Source organism: Streptomyces sp. NPDC006207 (assembly GCF_040613835.1).
Taxonomy (GTDB): Bacteria; Actinomycetota; Actinomycetes; order Streptomycetales; family Streptomycetaceae; genus Actinacidiphila.
Genome location: NZ_JBEXSX010000104.1, coordinates 1 through 20,940 on the forward strand (window position 1 = coordinate 1; position 20,940 = coordinate 20,940).

Genomic DNA, 20,940 nt, shown 5'->3' on the forward strand with positions numbered 1-20,940 from the left:
GCGCCCGCCTCGACGCCGAGGTGCGCGTCGGCGGCGAGTCCGGCACCGGCGAGACCGTCCTGCTCCGCCTCCACGGCGAACTCGCCGACCACGCCGAGAGCGTCGTGCTGCCGCTGCTGCTGCCCGACGCCCCCGTCGTCGTCTGGTGGCCCGAGGACGCCCCGGCGAACCCCGCCGAGGACCTGCTGGGCCAGCTCGCGGCCCGCCGGATCACCGACGCGGCGGCCACCGAGGACCCGGTCGCCGCACTGGGACTGCGCGCCGAGACGTACACCCCCGGCGACACCGACCTCGCCTGGACCCGGATCACCCCGTGGCGCAGCGTGCTGGCCGCGGCCTTGGACCAGAAGGAGGCAGCGGTCAAGGGCGCCGTCGTCGAGGGCGAGGCGTACAACCCGAGCACGGAGCTGCTCGGGCTGTGGCTCGCCCGGCGGCTCGGTGTGCCCGTCAGGCGGAAGGTCTCCGACGGCCCCGGCATCACCGCCGTACGGCTGGCGACCGCGGACGGCGAGATCTGCCTGGACCGGCCGACCGGCGCCCTGGCCGAGCTCGCCATCCCCGGCCAGCCGGACCGGCACGTGGCGTTGCAGCGGCGGGCGACCTCGGACCTGATCGCCGAGGAGCTGCGCCGGCTCGATCCCGACGAGGCGTACGCGGCCGCGGTCAAGTTCGGCGTGGACCGGCTGGGGCGCGCCGAGGACGCCGCCGAGCCGGCCGCCGCGGGGGCGGGGCCGGCCCAGAACGGCGGTTCGGACAAGGCGGCCGTCACGTGACCGCCCCCCAGGTGGTGGTCCACCGGGACAAGGAACTGATGGCGCAGGCCGCGGCGGCCCGGCTGATCACGAAGATCGTGGACGCCCAGGCCGCCCGCGGCTCCGCCTCGGTGGTGCTCACCGGCGGACGCAACGGCAACGCCCTGCTCGCCGCCCTGGCCGCCTCGCCGGCCAGGGACGCGGTGGACTGGGCGCGGCTGGACCTGTGGTGGGGCGACGAGCGGTTCCTGCCCTCGGGCGATCCGGAGCGCAACGAGACCCAGGCCCGTGAGGCGCTGCTCGACGCGGTTCCGGTCGACCCGGCGCGGGTCCATCCCATGCCGCCCTCGGACGGGCCGCTCGGCAACGACGCGGACGCCGCTGCCGAGGCCTACGCCCAGGAACTGGCGGCGGCTGCCGGTCCCGAGGACCACGGGCCGGTGCCCTCCTTCGACGTGCTGATGCTCGGCGTGGGGCCGGACACGCACGTGGCCTCGCTGTTCCCCGGGCACCCCGGGGTCCGCGAGACCGAGCGCACGGTCGTGGGCGTGCACGGCTCCCCCAAGCCGCCGCCGACCCGGATCTCGCTCACCCTGCCCGCCATCCGTGCCGCCCGCGAGGTGTGGCTGCTGGCGGCGGGCGAGGACAAGGCGGGCGCCGTGGCCATCGCCCTGTCCGGGCCCGGTGAGATCCAGGCCCCGGCGGCGGGTGCCCATGGGCGGGCCCGCACGCTGTGGCTGCTGGACCGTACGGCCGCCGCGAAGCTGCCCCCGCAGCTGTACCCGCCGTCCTCCCCGTGAGGCGGTGACCGGCGCGGGACGCGACACAGGACGCCGGGCGGGCTCCGAGGAGCCCGCCCGGCGTCCTTCTACCGCGTCTGCGGCGTCTCAGCGGCCGCGCAGCGACCGGTAGGTGGCCACGAGGGCCTTGGAGGACGCGTCAAGACCGGGCACCTCGGCTCCCTCGGTCAGGGCGGGCTCCACACGCTTGGCGAGGACCTTGCCCAGCTCGACGCCCCACTGGTCGAAGGAGTCGATGTTCCAGACCGCGCCCTGTACGAAGACCTTGTGCTCGTAGAGCGCCACCAGCTGCCCCAGCACCGACGGGGTCAGTTCCTTGGCGAGGACGGTCGTCGTCGGGTGGTTGCCGCGGAAGGTGCGGTGCGGGACCTGCGCCTCCGGGACGCCCTCGGCACGGACCTCCTCGCTGGTCTTGCCGAAGGCCAGCGCCTGCGTCTGGGCGAAGAAGTTGGCCATCAGCAGGTCGTGCTGGGCGGCGAAGGCCGGCTCCAGCTCTTCGACCGGGTTGGCGAAGCCGATGAAGTCCGCGGGGATGAACTTCGTGCCCTGGTGCAGCAGCTGGTAGTAGGCGTGCTGCCCGTTGGTGCCGGGCGTGCCCCACACGACCGGCCCGGTCTGCCAGTCGACGGGCCGTCCCTCGCGGTCCACGTACTTGCCGTTGGACTCCATGTCGAGCTGCTGCAGGTAGGCCGTGAACTTCGACAGGTAGTGGCTGTACGGCAGGACGGCGTGCGCCTGCGCGTCGAAGAACTGCCCGTACCAGACGCCCAGCAGACCCATCAGCAGCGGCGCGTTGGCCTCCGGAGGGGCGGTGCGGAAGTGCTCGTCGACGAGGTGGAAGCCGGCCAGCATCTCCCGGAACTGCTCCTCGCCGATGGCGATCATCAGCGAGAGCCCGATGGCGGACGGGTACGAGTAACGCCCGCCGACCCAGTCCCAGAACTCGAACATGTTGTCGGTGTCGATGCCGAACTTGGAGACCTCCGCCGCGTTCGTGGACACCGCCACGAAGTGGAAGCGCACCGCGTCCTGGTCACCGCCGAGCCCGTCGAGCAGCCACTCGCGCGCCGAGGTGGCGTTGGTGATGGTCTCGATGGTGGTGAACGTCTTGGACGCGACGATGAACAGCGTCTCGGCGGGGTCCAGTCCGTGCAGCGCCTCGTGGAGGTCGGCGCCGTCCACGTTGGAGACGAACCGGAAGGTGAGCCCGCGGTCGGTGAACGCGCGCAGCACCTCGTAGGCCATCGCCGGTCCCAGGTCGGAGCCGCCGATCCCGATGTTCACCACGTTCTTGATGCGGCGTCCGGTCGAGCCGACCCACTTGCCCGTGCGGACGGAGTTGGCGAAGCTCCCCATCCGGGTGAGCACGTGGTGGACCCCGGGCACCACGTTGACGCCGTCGACCGTGATCTCGGCCGACTGCGGGGCGCGCAGCGCCGTGTGCAGCACGGCGCGGTCCTCGGTGACGTTGATCTTCTCGCCGCTGAACATGGCGTCCCGCAGTGCGGCGACACCGGTGGCCGCCGCGAGGTCGCGCAGCAGACGCAGCGTCTCGTCGGTCACCAGGTGCTTGGAGTAGTCCAGATGGAGATCGCCGACCTGCACGGTGTAGCGCCGGGCGCGGTCCGGGTCGGCGGCGAACAGCTCCCGCAGGTGGGTCGCGCCCAGCTCCTCGTGGTGCTCGGCGAGCGCGTGCCACTCGGGCCGCTGGTCGAGACGGGTTCGGCCCTGCGTGTTGGTATCGGACATCAGTCCACTTCTCCTCGTCCTCCTGCTGCAGGTCCAAACTAGTTGATTACCTGCACGCCGTTGTTTCACCTCCGCCGTCTGGCGTGGTGACGATCGGACGAAGAACAGGCAACGCGCAGCCCAGCACGGCGGCCGCGAGCAGCAGCGGGGTGTTCGGCCCGAGGATCTGCGCCGCGGCGCCGCCCAGCAGGGCGCCGAGCGGAGCCCCCGCCACTCCCAGGGTGCGCATGGCCGCGCTCACCCTGCCCAGCAACTTCGCGGGCGTGCGCTGCTGCATCAGGGTGGTCTCGTTGACGTTCCACACCATGCCGAGGGCACCGAAGACGGCCAGGGCGGCCGCGGTCACCGGCAGGGAGCGCACGGTGCCGGCCACGACCAGGCAGCCGGCCTGGAGTGCCAGGCCCGGCGCGAGGCTCCTGACGCGGCCGCCCAGCAGCGCGGAGAGCCGCCCCGCGGCCGCTCCCCCGGCCACGCTGCCCGCCCCGTAGGCGACCAGCACGAGGGCGTATCCCGTGCGCCCGGCGTGGAGCCAGCCGGTGACCTGGAGGACGAGGGTCGCCACCAGGGCGCCGATGCCCACGTTGACCACGGTGTTGGCCGTGCACAGCGCCCGGAGCACGCGGTCCCGCCACAGCACCCGTATGCCCTCGGCGATGTCCTGCCGCATGGTGCGGCCCGCGGCCCGCGCCGCCCGTTCGGGTGCGGGCAGCCGCAGCGAGGCCACCAGCCCGGCCGCGACCGCGTAGGTGAGGGCGTCCACCCCGAACGGCAGCGCGGCCGTGAGGCCGAACAGCACCGGAACCAGCGGCGCGGCGAGGAAGGTCGCGGCTATGGTCTGACCGGTCATCAGGCGGGCGTTGGCGCGGCCCAGGGACCGGGAGGGGACGACCGCCGGCAGCAGTGAGGTCGCCGCGTTGTCGAAGAGGGTCTGCAGTGTGGTCAGCGCGAACGCCAGCATGAGCAGCAACGCGATGCCCGCCCGGTCCAGCCACACCGCGAACGCGAAGACGGCCGTGAGCGCGCCCCGCACGGCGTCCACGGCCCACATGGCGCGCCGTTGGTCCACCCGGTCGGCCACCGCCCCGCCGAGCAGCCCGAAGACGAGCCAGGGCACGAAGCCGACGGCGGTGACGAGCGAGACCAGCAGCGGCGAGTCGGTCAGGCCCACGGCGAGCAGCGGCAGCGCCGCCGCCCGCAGCCCGTCACCGAACCGCGAGACCGCCGCGGCCGTCCACAGCCGCCCGAACCCGCCCCGCCACTGCGGCGTGCGCTCCCGGCCCTGCACGATGCCGACGCTCATGGATCCCCCCGCTCACCGGTCCTCGACCTTCGTCACAGACCGTAGCGGGGGCCACTGACAACGCAGCGTCCGCGCAGGTCAGAACCCTCCGCGGTGCAGTCTCTCCCCGTAGTGGCGCTCCAGGACGAGGTTGCGCTCGAAGCCGCCGGGGACGTTGGCCGAGACGTACACCGGTGCCTGGTGGCCCTCGGCGGTCATCAGGCCGACGGCCTCGGCGACGGTCATCTGGACGAGCATGGCCGAGGTGATCGTGGAGATCCCGCACAGCGAGCCGCCGTCGGGCAGCGGGAGCAGGGCGTCGCCGGTCGGCGCGCCGTTGTCCAGGACGACGTCGGCGACGTCGGCCAGGCGCTTGCCACCGGCGTGCAGCGCCGGGACGGAACGGGTGTGCCGCAGCGAGGTGAGGGCGATCAGCGGGTGGCCGGCGTCCTTCACGTGCAGGGCGAAGTCGACGATCGAGTTGTTGACGCCGGAGTTGGAGATGACGACGAAGACGTCCCGCGGATGCGGGGCGGCCAGTTCGTACAGACGCTTGCCGAGCCCCGGCGACCGCTCCAGCAACGGGTCGGAGAGCACCGAGAGGTCCTCGCCGCCCCGGAGCACCAGGTCCGACAGCCCGATGCGGTTGGTGGGGATGAGCCCACCGGCACGTCCGGCGATCTCCAGCGCCGTGGCCTGCGAGTGGCCGGTCCCGAAGGCCTGGACGATGCCGTCCGCGGCGACGCAGTCGGCGATCAGCCGGGCGGCGGCGGCCACGGAGTCCTTGTTGCCGGCGACCACGCGGTCGATGACCGTCCTCGCCTCGTCGGCGAAGCGTGCGGCGGTGGTCGTCACGTCGTCGGCCATGGCCGATTCCCCCTGAGTCCAGTGATCCGGCGGATGCTCCTCCGAAACGATGGACGAGAGGTCTAGTCCACGTCAATCCCCCGGTGGACGCCTCCTGTCGGCGCCGCCCGAACCGTCCGGTTCGCTCCCGCTCAGTCCCCGTTCACCCGCAGCCGGGCCAACGCCAGCGCGCCCGCGCCGCCGTCGCGCACCGGCTGGACGTCCAGGTCCATCTCCTCGGCACGGGCCACCACCCGGCCGAGCAACGGCCCCGTCGGGCCCAGCAGCCCGCCGGTGACGACCAGGGGTTCGCCCGGGCGCGGGTCCAGCGCGGCTACGGTGGCGGCGAGTTCGTCCGCGGCGTCGTCCAGCAGGGAACCGGCGACCTCGTCGCCGTCCCGGTCGGCGGTGACGGCGAGCGGGCTCAACCGGGCCAGCCTGACCGGGGGTTCGGCGTACACCAGCGGCACCAGACGGTTGCGCAGCACGTGGCACTCGTGGCCGCCGGGACGCTCCTGCGCGAGGTACGGGCCTCCGGGGGAACCCATGTAGTGGGAGAGCACGCCCTCGACGAGGATCGTCCACGGCCCGCGCCCGTCCAGCGCGCGCAGGGCGGCCCGCATGACCTCACGGCCCAGCCAGAACCCGCTGCCCTCGTCGCCGATCAACCAGCCGTTGCCGTCCGCGACGAGGGTCTGCTGGCGCTTCTCGATCCGCGCGGCGACGGCTCCCGTCCCGGCGACCAGGGCCAGACCGTCCGCCGGCGTGCCCGGCGCGGAGGCGAAGGCGACCTCGATGTCGCCGCAGACCGTCACCTCGGGCGTGCCGACGCCGTGGCTGTCGAGCGCCGCCCGCAGACAGGAGGTCGCCAGTTCGTGCCCCGTCTCGGGGCCGGTGCCGACCGCCGCACCGGCGAAGCCGCCCACGACGGACGTGACCTCGCCTCTGCGGTCCTCCGGGACCGCGCCGCGGATGGCGTCCGCGAGGTGCTGCGTCAGCGCCACACGTTCGACGGTCATCGCGTTGCCGGGCCCGCCCTCGCCCTCGCCGAGCACCACGCCTTCGCGCGCCGCCTCGGCCAGGTAGGCGCGCGTCCGGGTTCCGCCCGCATCGATGCCGATCACCAGAGACACGACACGGAGTATACGTTTTGGTTACGCACAGTCGAAGGGACGCGACGGGCCCGGCCGCGAAAGAAGGGTCTTCCTCGCGGGCCGGGCCCATGGAGTTTCAGCCGGTACGGCTCAGATCTCGCCGCGCAGCTTGGCGAGCGCCTCGGCGAGGATCGCCTCGCCGTCGGCCGCGCTGCGCCGCTCCCGCACGTACGCCAGGTGCGTCTTGTACGGTTCGGTGCGCGGCGGCGCCGGGGGGTTCTCCTCGTCCTGTCCGGCCGGGAAGCCGCAGCGAGGGCAGTCCCAGGTCTCCGGGATCTGCGCGTCGCTCGCGAAACTCGGCCGGGTCTCGTGCCCGTTGGAGCACCAGAAGGAGATGCGCAGGCGCGGCGCGGACTCGCCCCGCTCGGCCTCTCCCATCGGCCCCGCCCCGACCCGACTGCCACGGATCGCGTTGCCACTTGCCACGGTCGTAACTCCCTGCGTGATGGTGCTGCGAGGTCGCCCAGTTTACGGAGACCGGTCCACCCCCCGCGCCTGCGGGGAAAGGGCACCGTATCCCATGACGCGCTCCCATGATAAGTCGCGCCGACGACGAAGCGTCACTTCTCCCCGGAAGCCGGGGACTCGGTCACTTCTGGAACTTCAGCAGAAGCCCGAGGGCGACAATGCACGCAAACCACAGCAGACCGATGACAACCGTGATCCGGTCGAGGTTGCGCTCGGCCACCGAGGAACCGCCGACGGACGACTGCATGCCGCCGCCGAACATGTCGGACAGACCGCCGCCCTTGCCCTTGTGCATCAGCACGAGCAGCAACAGCAGCAGGCTGAAGATGATGAGGGCGATGGAGAACCCGATGACCACAGCTGGACCAACTCTCTCGGTGACCTAGGACGACGCGGGGGCCGGGCCGCTGCCTGCTATGCAGCGCTCCGACCCCCGACAGAGTACTTCGGGCAGGGCCCGACAGCCTACTGCCGCGAAACTTACTGGTCGCGGAAGCGGATGATCCTGACGAACTCCTCCGGGTCCAGCGCCGCGCCGCCGACCAGGGCGCCGTCCACGTCCGGCTGCGCCATGATCGCCGCGATGTTGCCGGCCTTGACCGAGCCGCCGTACTGGATGCGGATCGCGTCGGCCACCTCCTGGCCGTACAGCTCGGCCAGACGGCCGCGGATCGCCCCGCAGACTTCCTGGGCGTCCTCGGGGGTGGCGACCTCGCCGGTGCCGATGGCCCACACCGGCTCGTAGGCGACGACCAGGGTCGCGGCCTGCTCGGCCGGGACGTCCTTCAGGGCGCCGTCGACCTGGGCGAGGGTGTACGCCACCTGCTCACCGGCCTTGCGGACGTCCAGGCCCTCGCCGACGCAGACGATCGGCGTCAGCTCGTGCCGGAACGCCGCCTTGACCTTGGCGTTCACCTGCTCGTCGGTCTCGTGGTGGTACTGGCGGCGCTCCGAGTGGCCGATGACCACGTACGAGCACTTCAGCTTGGCCAGCATCGAGCCGGAGATCTCACCGGTGTAGGCACCGGAGTCGTGCGGCGACAGGTCCTGGGCGCCGTACTTGATCTTCAGCTTGTCGGCCTCGATCAGGGTCTGCACCCCCCGGAGGTCGGTGAAGGGCGGCAGTACGACGGCCTCGACGGCGTCGAAGTCCTTGTCGTTGAGCGCGAAGGCGAGCTTCTGGACGTGGTGGATGGCCTCGAGGTGGTTGAGGTTCATCTTCCAGTTGCCCGCCATGATCGGCGTGCGCGAGGTCATCGGGTCAGTCCTCCAGTGCGGCGAGGCCGGGGAGCGTCTTGCCCTCGAGGTACTCGAGGCTCGCGCCACCACCGGTCGAGATGTGGCCGAAAGCGTTCTCGTCGAAGCCCAGGATACGGACGGCCGCGGCCGAGTCGCCGCCGCCGACCACGGTGAACGCGGGGCTGTCGATCAGCGCCTGGGCGATCGCGCGGGTGCCCTCGGCGTAGTCGGGGTGCTCGAAGACGCCCATCGGGCCGTTCCAGAAGACGGTGGCCGCGTCGGCGAGCTTCGAGGCGAAGAGCTTGCGGGACTCCGGACCGATGTCCAGGCCCTGCACGTCGGCGGGGATGGCGTCGACGCCGACGACCAGCGGGTTGGTGTCGACCGGGTTCTTCAGATCCGGGAAGGACGGGGCGGCGACGACATCCACGGGCAGCACGAACTCCACGCCCTTGGCCTTCGCGCGCTCCAGGTACTCGGTGACCGCGGGGATCTGGTCCTCCTGCAGCAGGCTGTTGCCCACCTCGTGGCCCTGGGCCTTGAGGAAGGTGTAGACCATACCGCCGCCGATCAGGATCCGGTCGGCACGCTCCAGCAGGTGGTCGATGACCCCCAGCTTGTCGGAGACCTTGGCGCCGCCGAGCACCACCGCGTACGGACGGGACACGTCCTCGGTGAGCTTCTTCAGCACGGTGACCTCGGTGGCGATCAGCAGGCCCGCGGCGTGCGGCAGCCGGGCCGGGAGGTCGTACACGGAGGCGTGCTTGCGGTGCACCGCGCCGAAGCCGTCACCGACGTACAGCTCGGCCAGCTCGGCCAGCTGCCCGGCGAAGGCGCCGCGCTCGGCGTCGTCCTTGCTGGTCTCACCCGGGTTGAAGCGCAGGTTCTCCAGCAGCGCCACCGAGCCGTCGGTGAGGGCGTCCACCGTCCCGCGGGCGCTCTCGCCGACCGTGTCGGTCGCGAACGCCACCTGCGTGCCCAGGAGTTCACCCAGACGCGCCGCGACGGGGGCGAGCGAGAACTGCGGGTCGGGCGCGCCCTTGGGGCGGCCCAGGTGGGAGGCGACGATCACCTTGGCGCCGGCCTCGGCCAGCTTGGCGATGGTCGGTACGACGGCGCGGATGCGGCCGTCGTCGGTGATGGTCGTGCCGGACAGCGGCACGTTGAGGTCGGCGCGCACGAACACGCGCTTGCCGCCGACCCCCTCGTCGACGAGTTCGTCGATCGTCTTCATGGTGGAGGCTCCCCTGCCTTGGTCCTGACTGGTCGGATCGCTCCGACCGCCACGTCATGGGACAGGGCCCGGACGACGGCACGTCGTCCGGACCCTGTCCTCATCGCATGGCGGGCGGTCGAGCGGGTGTCAGAGCTGGCCGCCGACGAAGACGGTCAGGTCGACGAGGCGGTTGGAGTAACCCCACTCGTTGTCGTACCAGCCGATGACCTTGACCTGCTTGCCCTGCGCCATCGTCAGCGAGGAGTCGAAGGTGCAGGAGGCCGGCCAGTTGACGATGTCCGACGAGACGATCGGGTCCTCGGTGTACTCCAGGATGCCCTTGAGCTGGCCCTCGGCGGCCTTCTGGAAGGCCGCGTTGACCTCGTCCTTGGTGACCTCGCGCTCGAGCTCGATGACCAGGTCGGTCACGGAGCCGGTCGGGACCGGGACGCGCATGGCGATGCCGTCCAGCTTGCCCTTCAGCTGCGGGAGCACCAGGGCGGTGGCCTTCGCGGCACCCGTCGAGGTCGGGATGATGTTCTCCGCGGCGGCACGGGCGCGACGCAGGTCCTTGTGCGGGAAGTCCAGGATGCGCTGGTCGTTGGTGTACGCGTGCACGGTGGTCATCAGACCCTTGACGATGCCGAAGTTCTCGTCGAGGACCTTGGCCATCGGCGCCACACAGTTGGTGGTGCAGGACGCGTTGGAGATGATGTTGTGCTTCGCCGGGTCGTACTTCTCGTTGTTGACGCCCATCACGATGGTGATGTCCTCGTCGGAGGCGGGCGCCGAGATGATGACCTTCTTGGCGCCGCCGTCGAGGTGCTTCTTGGCGTCGGCGGCCTTGGTGAAGATGCCGGTGGACTCGATCACGATGTCGACGCCGAGCTCGCCCCACGGGATGTCGGCGGGGTTGCGCTCGGACAGCACCTTGATGGTGTGGCCGTCGACGGTGATGGAGTCGGCGGTGTGCGTGACCTCGGCCTTCAGGCGGCCCAGGATCGTGTCGTACTTGAGCAGGTGCGCGGTGGTGGCCGTGTCACCCAGGTCGTTGACAGCCACGATCTCGATGTCCGCACCCTGGTCCAGGGCGGCACGGAAGAAGTTTCGACCGATGCGACCAAAGCCGTTGATGCCTACGCGGATCGTCACGAACCGATCTCCTCGCTGGTGTGCCGGAGGCCATTTCGCTCCGGCTGCGACGTATTGGGATGTCCCCGACCAAGGACGACCCTACCTCCCCGGGCACCCGGCGGTGACATCGGCGCCACGGGTGCCCGCCGTACGGAACGGTAACCGGACGGGGCGGGCGGGCCGCGGCGGGTTCAGCCCACCATCTCCTCGGTCAGGTTGGACTCGGTGCCCGGGATGCCGAGGTCCGAGGCGCGCTTGTCGGCCATCGCCAGCAGGCGCCGGATCCGGCCCGCCACCGCGTCCTTGGTGAGCGGCGGTTCGGCGAGCGAGCCCAGTTCCTCCAGCGAGGCCTGCTTGTGGTCCATGCGCAGCCGGCCGGCCGCCGCGAGGTGCTCGGGCACCTCGTCGCCGAGGATCTCCAGCGCCCGCTGCACCCGCGCACCCGCGGCCACCGCGGCGCGGGCCGAGCGGCGCAGGTTCGCGTCGTCGAAGTTGGCGAGCCGGTTGGCGGTGGCGCGCACCTCGCGCCGCATCCGCCGCTCCTCCCACGCCAGCACCGACTCGTGCGCGCCGAGCCGCGTCAACAGCGCGCCGATGGCGTCACCGTCACGGACGACCACGCGGTCGACGTTCCGCACCTCGCGCGCCTTGGCGGCGATCTGCAGCCGGCGGGCGGCGCCGACCAGGGCAAGGGCCGCCTCGGGGCCGGGGCAGGTGACCTCCAGGGACGAGGAACGGCCCGGCTCGGTCAGCGAGCCGTGGGCCAGGAACGCCCCGCGCCAGGCGGCCTCGGCGTCACAGGTGGCCCCGGAGACGACCTGCGGGGGCAGGCCCCGGATGGGACGGCCGCGGCCGTCCACGAGCCCGGTCTGGCGGGCCAGCTGGTCACCGCCGGCGACCACCCGCACCACGTACCGGCTGCCGCGGCGCAGCCCGCCGGGCGCCATGACCACCAGGTCGGAGGAGTGCCCGAAGATCTCCAGGACGTCCTTGCGCAGTCTGCGGGCGGCGATCCCGGTGTCCAGCTCCGCCTCGATCACGATGCGTCCGCTGACCAGGTGCAGTCCGCCCGCGAACCTCAGGATCGCCGAGACCTCCGCCTTGCGGCAGCAGGTCCGGGTGACGGGAAGCCGGGAGATCTCGTCCTTCACCGCTGCCGTCATCGCCATGGGCCGATCCTTCCATGCATACGAAAAATCCGGTCGAACGCGGCCGCCAGCAGTTCCGGATCGTGCCGCGGCCCGTCGGGGGCGGCGACCCGGGCCAGCTCCACCGTGCCCGACAACCGCTCGGCTGCCTGTATGAGGCTGTCGCGGTCGAGCACGGCGGCCTCGTCGGCCAGCACCACGTCGATGGTGAGTTTAGGGGCGTGTCGGGCCAAAACCTCCAAGTGACGCTGCGGAGAAAAGCCCTCGGTCTCACCAGGTTGCGGCGCGAGGTTGAGCGCGAGCACCTTGCGGGCCCGGGTCTCCATGAGCGCGGACACCAGATCGGGCACCAGCAGGTGGGGCATCACGGAGGAGAACCAGGATCCGGGGCCGAGCACCACCCAGTCCGCGTCGAGCACGGACTGCACCGCCTCGGGGACGGCCGGCGGGTCGTGCGGCACCAACTGCACCTCCTGCACCTCACCGGGGGTGAGGGCGACGGTGGCCTGGCCGTGCACGGTCGTGACCTCGTCCGGCTCCGCCGGGTCGTGACCGCGCACCGTGGCCGTGAGCTCCAGCGGCACCGCGGACATGGGCAGCACCCTGCCGTGGGCGCCGAGGAGCCGGCCCACCCACTCCAGGGCCGCCACGGGGTCACCGAGCTGCTCCCACAGCGCCACGATCAGCAGGTTGCCCACGGCGTGGCCGTGCAGCTCGCCCTGGCTGACGAAGCGGTGCTGGACGACCTGGGACCAGGTGCGGCCCCACTCGTCGTCGCCGCACAGCGCGGCCAGCGCCTTGCGCAGGTCGCCGGGCGGCAGCACCCCCATCTCCTGGCGCAGGCGGCCGCTGGAGCCGCCGTCGTCGGCGACCGTGACCACCGCGGTCAGGTCCTGGGTGATGCGCCGCAGAGCCGACAGGGAGGCGGACAGTCCGTGCCCGCCTCCCAATGCCACGACCTTGGGCGTGGCCCCGCTGCGCCCTGCCGACCGGCGCAAGCGCCGCGTCGTCCTGATCACTCGCGCCCCATGTCCCGGTGGACGACCACCGTCTCCACTCCGTCGGCGGACAGTCGCGCGGCCAGGCGCTCGGACATGGCGACGCTGCGGTGCTTGCCACCGGTGCAGCCGACCGCGATGGTCACGTAGCGCTTGCCCTCGCGGCGGTAGCCGGCGTTGACGATGTGCAGCAACTCGGCGTAGCGGTCGAGGAACTCCTTGGCGCCGGGCTGGTTGAACACGTAGGTGGCGACCTCGTCGTTGAGACCGGTGTACGGCCGCAGCTCGGGCACCCAGTGCGGGTTGGGCAGGAAGCGGCAGTCCGCGACCAGGTCGGCGTCGACGGGGAGGCCGTACTTGAAGCCGAAGGACATGACGGTGGCCCGCAGCTCCGGCTCCTCCTCGCCGGCGAACTGGGCGTCCATCTTGGCGCGCAGCTCGTGGACGTTGAGGCTGGAGGTGTCGATCACCAGGTCGGCGTCGCCGCGCAGCTCGCTCAGCAGCTCCCGCTCCTTGGCGATGCCGTCGACGATGCGCCCGTCGCCCTGCAGCGGGTGCGGGCGGCGCACCGACTCGAAACGGCGCACCAGCGTCTCGTCGGAGGCCTCGAGGAAGAGCACCCGGCGCTTGACGCCCTTGGAGTCCAGGTCCGCGAGGGACTCGCGGAGGTTGTCGAAGAAGCGCCGGCCGCGGACGTCCACGACCACGGCGATCCGTGCCACGTTGCCCTGGGAGCGGGCGCCGAGGTCGACCATGGTGGGGATGAGGGCCGGCGGCAGGTTGTCCACGACGAACCAGCCGAGGTCCTCCAGGCACTTGGCCGCGTGACTGCGCCCGGCACCCGACATGCCCGAGATGATCACGAGTTCGGGGATGGCCTCGGCCGCCTCTCCCGCTCCTCCGGTCGTCACCTGTGCTCCGCCTCCGTCGTTCGCGTTCATGAGCTGTGCCCCCGTTCCGTGGGGACGGTCACGGGACCGGCCGTCCCCTCTTCCTCGATGATCTCTCCTGTGGCGGTGTTGACCGCCGGTCCGGCCGGGGCGGCCCCGGCCAGCGCGGCGAGCACGGCCTCGGCGGTGCGCAGGCCGACCCCGGGGACCTCGCAGATCTGCTCGACCGTGGCCGCCCGCAGCCGCTTGAGCGAGCCGAAGTGCTTCAGCAGCGCCTGGCGGCGGCTCTCGCCGAGGCCCGGCACCGCGTCCAGGGCACCGGCCTTCATCGACTTGGAACGCTTGTTGCGCTGGTAGGCGATGGCGAAGCGGTGGGCCTCGTCGCGGACGCGCTGCAGCAGGTACAGGCCCTCGCTGGTGCGCGGGAGGATCACAGGGTCGTCCTCGCCGGGCAGCCAGACCTCCTCCAGGCGCTTGGCGAGGCCGCACACGGCCACGTCCTCCACGCCGAGCTCCTCCAGGGCCCGCTGGGCGGCGGCGACCTGGGGCTGCCCGCCGTCGACGACGACCAGCTGCGGCGGGTAGGCGAACTTGCGCGGCCTGCCCGTGTCCGGGTCGATGGGACCGCCGGCGACCTCGCCGGGGCCCTCCTCGCCACCGTCGCCGTCCCCGTCGACCCACTCCCCGGTCTTCTGCTTCTCCAGCAGGTAGCGGCGGAAGCGCCGGGAGACCACCTCGTGCATCGACCGCACGTCGTCCTGGCCGGCGAAGCTCTTGATCTGGAAGCGGCGGTACTCGCTCTTGCGGGCCAGTCCGTCCTCGAAGACCACCATCGAGGCGACGACGTCGTCGCCCTGGAGGTGGGAGATGTCGAAGCACTCGATGCGCAGCGGCGCCGAGTCCAGGTCCAGGGCCTGCGCGATCTCCTCCAGCGCGCGGGAGCGCGTGGTGAGGTCGGAGGCGCGCCTGGTCTTGTGCAGCACCAGCGCCTGCTGGGCGTTGCGCTGCACGGTGGCCATCAGGTCCTTCTTGTCGCCGCGCTGCGGTATCCGCAGGCTGACCTGGGAGCCGCGGCGCTCGGTGAGCCACTGCTGGACCGGCTCGTACGGGTCGGGCAGCGCGGGCACCAGCACCTCCTTGGGCACCCCCTCGCCCCGCTCCTCGCCGTACAGCTGCTGCAGGGCGTGCTCGACCAGCCCGGCGGTGCCGACCTCCTCGACCCGGTCGGTGACCCAGCCGCGTTGACCGCGCACCCGGCCGCCGCGGACGTGGAAGATCTGGACGGCGGCCTCCAGCTCGTCCTCGGCGACGGCGATCAGGTCGGCGTCGGTGGCGTCGGCGAGGACGACCGCGTTCTTCTCCAGGGCGCGCTTGAGCGCCTCGATGTCGTCCCGGAGCCGGGCCGCCTTCTCGTACTCCATCGCGGCCGCCGCGTCCCTCATCTGCTGCTCCAGGCGGCGCAGGTAGGTGCCGGTGCGGCCGGCCATGAAGTCGCAGAACTCCTCGGCCAGTTCGCGGTGCTCCTCGGCGCTGACCCGGCCGACGCAGGGGGCCGAGCACTTGCCGATGTAACCCAGCAGGCAGGGGCGGCCGATCTGCGCGGAACGCTTGAACACCCCGGAGGAGCAGGTGCGCACGGGGAAGACCCGCAGCAGCAGGTCCACGGTCTCGCGGATCGCCCAGGCGTGCGCGTAGGGGCCGAAGTAGCGCACGCCCTTGCGCTTGGGGCCGCGCATCACCTGGACACGGGGGAACTCCTCGTTCAGGGTGACGGCGAGCGAGGGATAGCTCTTGTCGTCCCGGTACTTCACGTTGAAGCGCGGGTCGAACTCCTTGATCCAGGAGTACTCCAGCTGCAGCGCCTCGACCTCGGTGGTCACCACCGTCCATTCCACGGAGGCGGCGGTGGTGACCATCGTGCGGGTGCGCTGGTGCAGGTTCGCGACGTCCTGGAAGTACGAGGAGAGCCGCTGGCGCAGGCTCTTCGCCTTCCCGACGTAGATCACCCGGCCGTGCTGGTCCCGGAACTTGTACACCCCGGGGGAGTCCGGAATCTGTCCCGGCTTGGGGCGGTAGCTGGAGGGATCGGCCATGCCCCCACCCTACTGATTGACGGTGACATTCCCGCCGTCTCAGGCCCCGGTCACGGCGACGAGCTTGCCCTCCTTGACCTGGACGTCGACCTTGGTCAGCGGCTTGGTCGCCGGGCCGTTGCGGACGGCGCCGGTGGCGGCGTCGAAGACGCTGCCGTGGCAGGGGCAGGACAGGGCGGTGCCCTCGACCTTGTCGCAGGTGCAGCCCTGGTGGGTGCACACGGCGCTGAACGCCTGGTAGCTGCCCTGCGTGGGCTGCGCGACGACTATCTTGGCCTCGCGGTAGAGCTTGGCGCCGCCGACCGGGACCTCGGTGGCCGCGCCCAGCTCGACGGGGCCGTCGGAGACCGTGCTGCCGGAGCCGCCGCAGGCGGTGAGGCCGACCCCGGCGACGCCCACGAGGGCCGCGCCCTTCAGGACGGTACGGCGGCAGGGGGGCAGGTCGGTGATGTCGGCCATGAGGGGCTCCGTTTCGGCACGTAAGGAAAAGAGCTTGAAAGCTGCACCTTACGTGCCGAAACTCTGAGCCGGCTGTCAGGCCTTCGCCGCCGCCCGCTTCCGCGGGGCAGCCCGCTTCTTGGCCGGGACCGGCGGGGCGTCGGAGATCCGCTCGGCGCCCAGGAGGTCCCTGAGGAACTTGCCGGTGTGGCTCGCCCCCACCCCCGCCACCTGCTCGGGAGTGCCCTCGGCGATCACCAGACCGCCGCCGCTGCCGCCCTCGGGGCCCATGTCGATCACCCAGTCGGCCGTCTTGATCACATCGAGGTTGTGCTCGATGACGACCACGGTGTTGCCCTTCTCGACCAGCCCGGAGAGCACCTTGATCAGCTTGCTGATGTCCTCGAAGTGCAGACCCGTGGTCGGCTCGTCCAACACGTAGACCGTGCGGCCGGTGGAGCGCTTCTGCAGCTCGGAGGCGAGCTTCACGCGCTGCGCCTCACCACCGGAAAGGGTCGTCGCGGACTGGCCCAGCCGGACGTAGCCCAGCCCGACCTCGGTGAGGGTGCGCAGGTGACGCGCGATCGTCGGGACGGCCTCGAAGAAGTCCAGCGCCTCGGAGATCGGCATGTCCAGGACCTCGGCGATGGACTTGCCCTTGTAGTGGACCTCCAGGGTCTCCCGGTTGTACCGGGCACCGTGGCAGACCTCGCACGGCACGTAGACGTCCGGGAGGAAGTTCATCTCGATCTTGATGGTGCCGTCGCCGGAGCAGTTCTCGCAGCGGCCGCCCTTGACGTTGAAGGAGAAGCGGCCCGGCAGGTAGCCGCGCACCTTCGCCTCCATCGTCTCCGCGAAGAGCCTGCGGACGTGGTCGAAGACGCCGGTGTACGTGGCCGGGTTGGACCGCGGGGTGCGGCCGATCGGCGACTGGTCGACATGGACCACCTTGTCGACCAGGTCGTCCCCGTCGACCCGGGTGTGCCGGCCCGGGACGCCCCGGGCGCCGTTCAGCTCACGGGCCAGGTGGGTGTAGAGGATGTCGTTGACCAGGGTGGACTTCCCGGAGCCGGAGACCCCGGTGACGGCCGTGAAGACACCCAGCGGGAAGGACACGTCGATGTCCCGCAGGTTGTTCTCCCGGGCGCCGTGCACGGTCAGCCGGCGCTCCCCGTCGACCGGGCGGCGCATGTCCGGGATCGGGATCTGGCGCTTGCCCGCCAGGTACTGGCCGGTCAGCGACTCCTTGTTGCGCAGCAGGTCCTTGAGCGAACCGCTGTGCACCACCTTGCCGCCGTGCTCACCCGCACCCGGGCCGATGTCCACCACCCAGTCGGAGGTCTTGATGGTGTCCTCGTCGTGCTCCACCACGATCAGGGTGTTGCCGAGGTCGCGCAGCCGCACCAGGGTCTCGATGAGCCGGTGGTTGTCGCGCTGGTGGAGGCCGATGGACGGCTCGTCCAGCACGTAGAGCACGCCCACCAGGCCCGAGCCGATCTGCGTGGCCAGCCGGATGCGCTGGGCCTCGCCGCCGGAGAGCGTGCCGGCCGCGCGGTTGAGCGAGAGGTAGTCCAGGCCGACGTCGACCAGGAAGCGCAGCCGCTCGTTGACCTCCTTGAGCACCCGCTCGGCGATGGTCTTCTCGCGCGCGCTCAGCTTCATGCCGCGCAGGAACTCCGCGCAGTCGCTGATGGACATCGCGGCGACCTCGGCGATGGACCTCCCCTGGACGGTGACCGCCAGCACGATCGGCTTGAGGCGGGTCCCCTCACAGGTCGGGCAGGGCACCTCGCGCATGTACCCCTCGAAGCGCTCGCGGCTGGAGTCGCTCTCGGACTCCGCGTGCCGGCGCCGGACGAAGGGGATCGCGCCCTCGAAGGAGGTGGTGTAGGAACGCTCGCGCCCGTAACGGTTGCGGTAGCGCACCGCGATCTGCGTCTTGTGGCCGTTGAGCAGGGCCTTCTTCGCCCGCTGCGGCAGCCCCGCCCAGGGGATGTCGGTGCGGAAGCCCAGCTCGTCGGCGAGCGCGCCGACCAGGCGCTGGAAGTAGTCCCGGGTGTGGCCGAGCGACCAGGGGGCGATGGCGCCCTCGTCGAGGGACTTGTCCTCGTCGGGGACGATGAGCTCCGGGTCGACCTCCATGCGGGTGCCGATGCCGGTGCACTCGGGGCAGGCGCCGAAGGGCGAGTTGAAGGAGAAGGAGCGCGGCTCCAGCTCCTCGAAGGACAGGTCGTCGTACGGGCAGTACAGGTGCTCGGAGAACATCCGCTCGCGCTGCGGGTCGTCCTCGGGGAGGTCGACGAAGTCCAGGATCACCATGCCGCCGGAGAGGCCCAGGGCGGTCTCGACCGAGTCGGTCAGCCGGCGCTTGGCGCTCTCCTTGACGGTGAGGCGGTCGATGACTACCTCGATGGTGTGCTTCTCCTGCTTCTTCAGCTTCGGCGGATCGGTCAGCTGGACGGTCGCGCCGTCCACCCGGGCCCGGCTGTAGCCCTTGGTCTGCAGGTCGGCGAAGAGGTCGGCGAACTCGCCCTTGCGCTCGCGCACCAGCGGCGAGAGCACCTGGAAGCGGGACCCCTCCTCCAGCTCCAGCACCCGGTCCACGATCGCCTGGGGCGACTGCCGGGAGATGGGCCGGCCGCACTCGGGGCAGTGCGGCTTGCCGATGCGGGCGAAGAGCAGACGGAGGTAGTCGTAGACCTCGGTGATCGTGCCGACCGTCGAGCGCGGGTTGCGCGAGGTGGACTTCTGGTCGATCGAGACCGCGGGCGACAGGCCCTCGATGAAGTCGACGTCCGGCTTGTCCATCTGGCCCAGGAACTGCCGTGCGTAGGAGGAGAGCGACTCCACGTAACGACGCTGGCCCTCGGCGAAGATCGTGTCGAACGCCAGGGAGGACTTACCCGACCCGGAGAGGCCGGTGAACACGATGAGCGAGTCCCGTGGCAGGTCGAGCGAGACGTTCTTCAGATTGTGCTCGCGAGCGCCACGGACGGTGAGACGATCGGCCACGCCAGTGCGCACCTTTCAAAAGACAGACAAGGGGACAGCACCCCCAGACAGCCTAAACGGGGCGCCGACGAGTTTTCTTCCGGTTGCGTTGATAGCGAGCCTATAGCACGCACATTCGATTTCCGGCATCGGTGCGGCAGCTTCACCCGAATGAGTGTCCCGCGCTAGCGTCTCCGTGGAGACGTCGATCGGTCCGACCAGGAGGCTCCGTGTCTGTCCAACGACCCGACCCCGACCACGATGCGGCCGAACTCCGAGAGGCCACCGAACGACTGATCGAGACCGTGGCCGCCATGCCCCCGGCGTGCGTCGCCGAGCCGTCGCGGCTGCCGGGCTGGACCCGCGGCCACGTGCTGGCCCACCTGGCGCGCAACGCCGACTCCCTGGTGAACCTGATGATCTGGGCGCGCACCGGCGAGGAGACCCCGCAGTACGAGAGCACCGACGGCCGCAACAAGGACATCGAGGAGGGTGCCGGCCGCACGCTCGCGGAGCACCTCGACGACCTGCGCGTCTCCGCGGACAGGCTGGCCCTGGCCATCGAGGAGCTCCCGCCCCAGAACTGGGCCGCGCAGGTCGTCATGCGCTCCGGCCGGGTGGTCGCCGCGGCCGAGATCCCGTACCTCCGGCTCATGGAGATCTACTTCCACCACGTCGACCTCGGCCTGGAGTACACCTGCGCGCACCTCCCCGGGGACTTCGCGGCACGGGAGCTCGGCGCCATCATCGACGACCTGTCCGGCCACGAGGGCGTCGCCGCCGTCCGCATCCACGACACCGACAGCGGCGAGAAGTGGGTGATCGGCGCCGCGAACGAGCCCGAACTCACCGTCGGCGGGCCGCGGCACGCCCTGCTCGCCTGGGTCAGCGGCCGCTCCGACGGCGAGGGCCTGACCGCCCTGCCCGACGTACCCCTGCCGGTGCTGCCGCCACTAGGCTGACGCCATGACGTACAGCGGCGAGGTCACGGTCGGGGGCGCGCCCGACGTGCACGAACTCAAGGACCTCATCATCACCAAGGTCGCGGTCGGCCCCATGGACAACAACGCGTACGTGCTGCGCTGCCGCGCCACCGACGAGCAGCTGCTCGTCGACGCGGCGAACGACGCGCACACGCTCGTGGAAGTCGCCGGCAACGACGGTCTCGCGTCCGTCGTCACCACGCACCGGCACGCAGACCACTGGCAGGCGCTGCAGGCCGTGGTCGACGCGACCGGTGCCCGTACCTACGCGGGCCGCCACGACGCCGAGGGGATCCCCGTCCCCACCGACGTGCCGGTCGAGGACGGCGACCGGATCCGGGTCGGCCGGGTCGAGCTCACCGCCCGGCACCTGGTGGGCCACACGCCCGGCAGCATCGTCCTGATCTACGACGACCCCCACGGGCACCCGCACATCTTCACGGGGGACTGCCTCTTCCCCGGCGGCGTGGGCAACACGCACAACAACCCGGACCACTTCACGAGCCTGTTCGAGGGGGTCAAGGCCAAGCTCTTCGACCGGCTCCCGGACGAGACCTGGGTCTACCCCGGCCACGGCAAGGACACCACGCTCGGCGACGAGCGCCCCCACCTCGACGAATGGCGCGAGCGGGGCTGGTAGCGGCTCCGTGGGGGGGGGCCCCGCGGGGGCCCCCCCCCCCCCCCCCGGCCGGGGTGGTGGCCCCGGCGTTAGGTAAATGTCAACTCGGTAAAAAAAAAAAACTCACACAACACAAGGTTTTT

19 protein-coding genes are annotated in these 20,940 nt (G+C 71.3%); 4 read left to right on the forward strand and 15 right to left on the reverse strand.

What is annotated here, in order from left to right; translation table 11 throughout:
- Positions 1-773 (forward strand): glucose-6-phosphate dehydrogenase assembly protein OpcA (locus tag ABZ312_RS42960; protein WP_500440047.1); only part of this gene is annotated, 773 nt, incomplete at its 5' end.
- Entirely contained in the window at positions 770-1,552 is a 783-nt protein-coding gene (gene pgl / locus ABZ312_RS42965; protein ID WP_500327236.1) for a 6-phosphogluconolactonase, read from the forward strand. The genes ABZ312_RS42960 and pgl, both read left to right, overlap by 4 nt.
- A gap of 87 nt (positions 1,553-1,639) precedes the next feature.
- Here the strand turns inward: pgl and pgi are convergent, their stop codons facing one another.
- From pgi to uvrA, 15 genes are all read right to left on the reverse strand, one after another.
- Positions 1,640-3,301 carry a glucose-6-phosphate isomerase gene (gene pgi, locus ABZ312_RS42970; protein WP_500327234.1) on the reverse strand — a complete coding sequence of 554 codons (1,662 nt, stop codon included), beginning with the start codon at positions 3,299-3,301 and terminating at the stop codon, positions 1,640-1,642.
- A gap of 46 nt (positions 3,302-3,347) precedes the next feature.
- Positions 3,348-4,601: an MFS transporter gene (locus ABZ312_RS42975; protein WP_500440048.1), complete on the reverse strand. Its 1,254-nt coding sequence runs from the start codon at positions 4,599-4,601 to the stop codon at positions 3,348-3,350.
- A gap of 78 nt (positions 4,602-4,679) precedes the next feature.
- The gene (locus tag ABZ312_RS42980; RefSeq protein ID WP_500327231.1) at positions 4,680-5,447 is read right to left on the reverse strand and encodes a sugar isomerase domain-containing protein; all 768 of its coding nucleotides are present in this window, start codon (positions 5,445-5,447) and stop codon (positions 4,680-4,682) included.
- A gap of 131 nt (positions 5,448-5,578) precedes the next feature.
- Positions 5,579-6,559: an N-acetylglucosamine kinase gene (locus ABZ312_RS42985; protein WP_500327229.1), complete on the reverse strand. Its 981-nt coding sequence runs from the start codon at positions 6,557-6,559 to the stop codon at positions 5,579-5,581.
- 111 nt (positions 6,560-6,670) lie between these two features.
- Entirely contained in the window at positions 6,671-7,006 is a 336-nt protein-coding gene (locus tag ABZ312_RS42990) for an RNA polymerase-binding protein RbpA (protein ID WP_361803309.1), read from the reverse strand.
- Between the two features lie 163 nt (positions 7,007-7,169).
- Entirely contained in the window at positions 7,170-7,406 is a 237-nt protein-coding gene (gene secG, locus ABZ312_RS42995) for a preprotein translocase subunit SecG (RefSeq protein ID WP_018557252.1), read from the reverse strand.
- Between the two features lie 122 nt (positions 7,407-7,528).
- On the reverse strand, positions 7,529-8,305 hold the full coding sequence (gene tpiA, locus ABZ312_RS43000; protein ID WP_500327227.1) for a triose-phosphate isomerase: 777 nt from the start codon (positions 8,303-8,305) through the stop codon (positions 7,529-7,531).
- Between the two features lie 4 nt (positions 8,306-8,309).
- On the reverse strand, positions 8,310-9,521 hold the full coding sequence (locus ABZ312_RS43005) for a phosphoglycerate kinase (RefSeq protein WP_500327225.1): 1,212 nt from the start codon (positions 9,519-9,521) through the stop codon (positions 8,310-8,312).
- Positions 9,522-9,650: 129 nt separating this feature from the next.
- Entirely contained in the window at positions 9,651-10,655 is a 1,005-nt protein-coding gene (gap, locus tag ABZ312_RS43010) for a type I glyceraldehyde-3-phosphate dehydrogenase (protein ID WP_499511239.1), read from the reverse strand.
- Between the two features lie 173 nt (positions 10,656-10,828).
- Positions 10,829-11,806: a DNA-binding protein WhiA gene (gene whiA, locus ABZ312_RS43015; protein ID WP_499511240.1), complete on the reverse strand. Its 978-nt coding sequence runs from the start codon at positions 11,804-11,806 to the stop codon at positions 10,829-10,831.
- Positions 11,797-12,783, reverse strand: a complete 987-nt coding sequence (locus ABZ312_RS43020) for a gluconeogenesis factor YvcK family protein (protein ID WP_500327222.1) — start codon at positions 12,781-12,783, stop codon at positions 11,797-11,799. Before ABZ312_RS43020 ends, whiA begins: the two co-directional genes overlap by 10 nt.
- Positions 12,784-12,800: 17 nt before the next feature.
- Complete coding sequence (gene rapZ / locus ABZ312_RS43025; RefSeq protein ID WP_018557246.1) at positions 12,801-13,724, reverse strand: RNase adapter RapZ; 924 nt, start codon at positions 13,722-13,724, stop codon at positions 12,801-12,803.
- Complete coding sequence (gene uvrC / locus ABZ312_RS43030) at positions 13,721-15,766, reverse strand: excinuclease ABC subunit UvrC (protein ID WP_499511242.1); 2,046 nt, start codon at positions 15,764-15,766, stop codon at positions 13,721-13,723. Before uvrC ends, rapZ begins: the two co-directional genes overlap by 4 nt.
- A 39-nt stretch (positions 15,767-15,805) precedes the next feature.
- Positions 15,806-16,225, reverse strand: coding sequence for a Rieske (2Fe-2S) protein (locus ABZ312_RS43035; protein ID WP_499511243.1), 420 nt, complete (start codon positions 16,223-16,225; stop codon positions 15,806-15,808).
- Positions 16,226-16,300: 75 nt separating this feature from the next.
- Positions 16,301-19,216 carry an excinuclease ABC subunit UvrA gene (gene uvrA, locus ABZ312_RS43040; RefSeq protein WP_500327221.1) on the reverse strand — a complete coding sequence of 972 codons (2,916 nt, stop codon included), beginning with the start codon at positions 19,214-19,216 and terminating at the stop codon, positions 16,301-16,303.
- 209 nt (positions 19,217-19,425) lie between these two features.
- Here uvrA and ABZ312_RS43045 point away from each other — a divergent pair, with 209 nt between their 5' ends.
- Positions 19,426-20,157, forward strand: coding sequence for a maleylpyruvate isomerase family mycothiol-dependent enzyme (locus ABZ312_RS43045; RefSeq protein WP_500327219.1), 732 nt, complete (start codon positions 19,426-19,428; stop codon positions 20,155-20,157).
- Between the two features lie 4 nt (positions 20,158-20,161).
- Positions 20,162-20,818, forward strand: a complete 657-nt coding sequence (locus tag ABZ312_RS43050) for an MBL fold metallo-hydrolase (protein WP_500327218.1) — start codon at positions 20,162-20,164, stop codon at positions 20,816-20,818.
- The last annotated feature ends 122 nt before the right edge of the window (positions 20,819-20,940 follow it).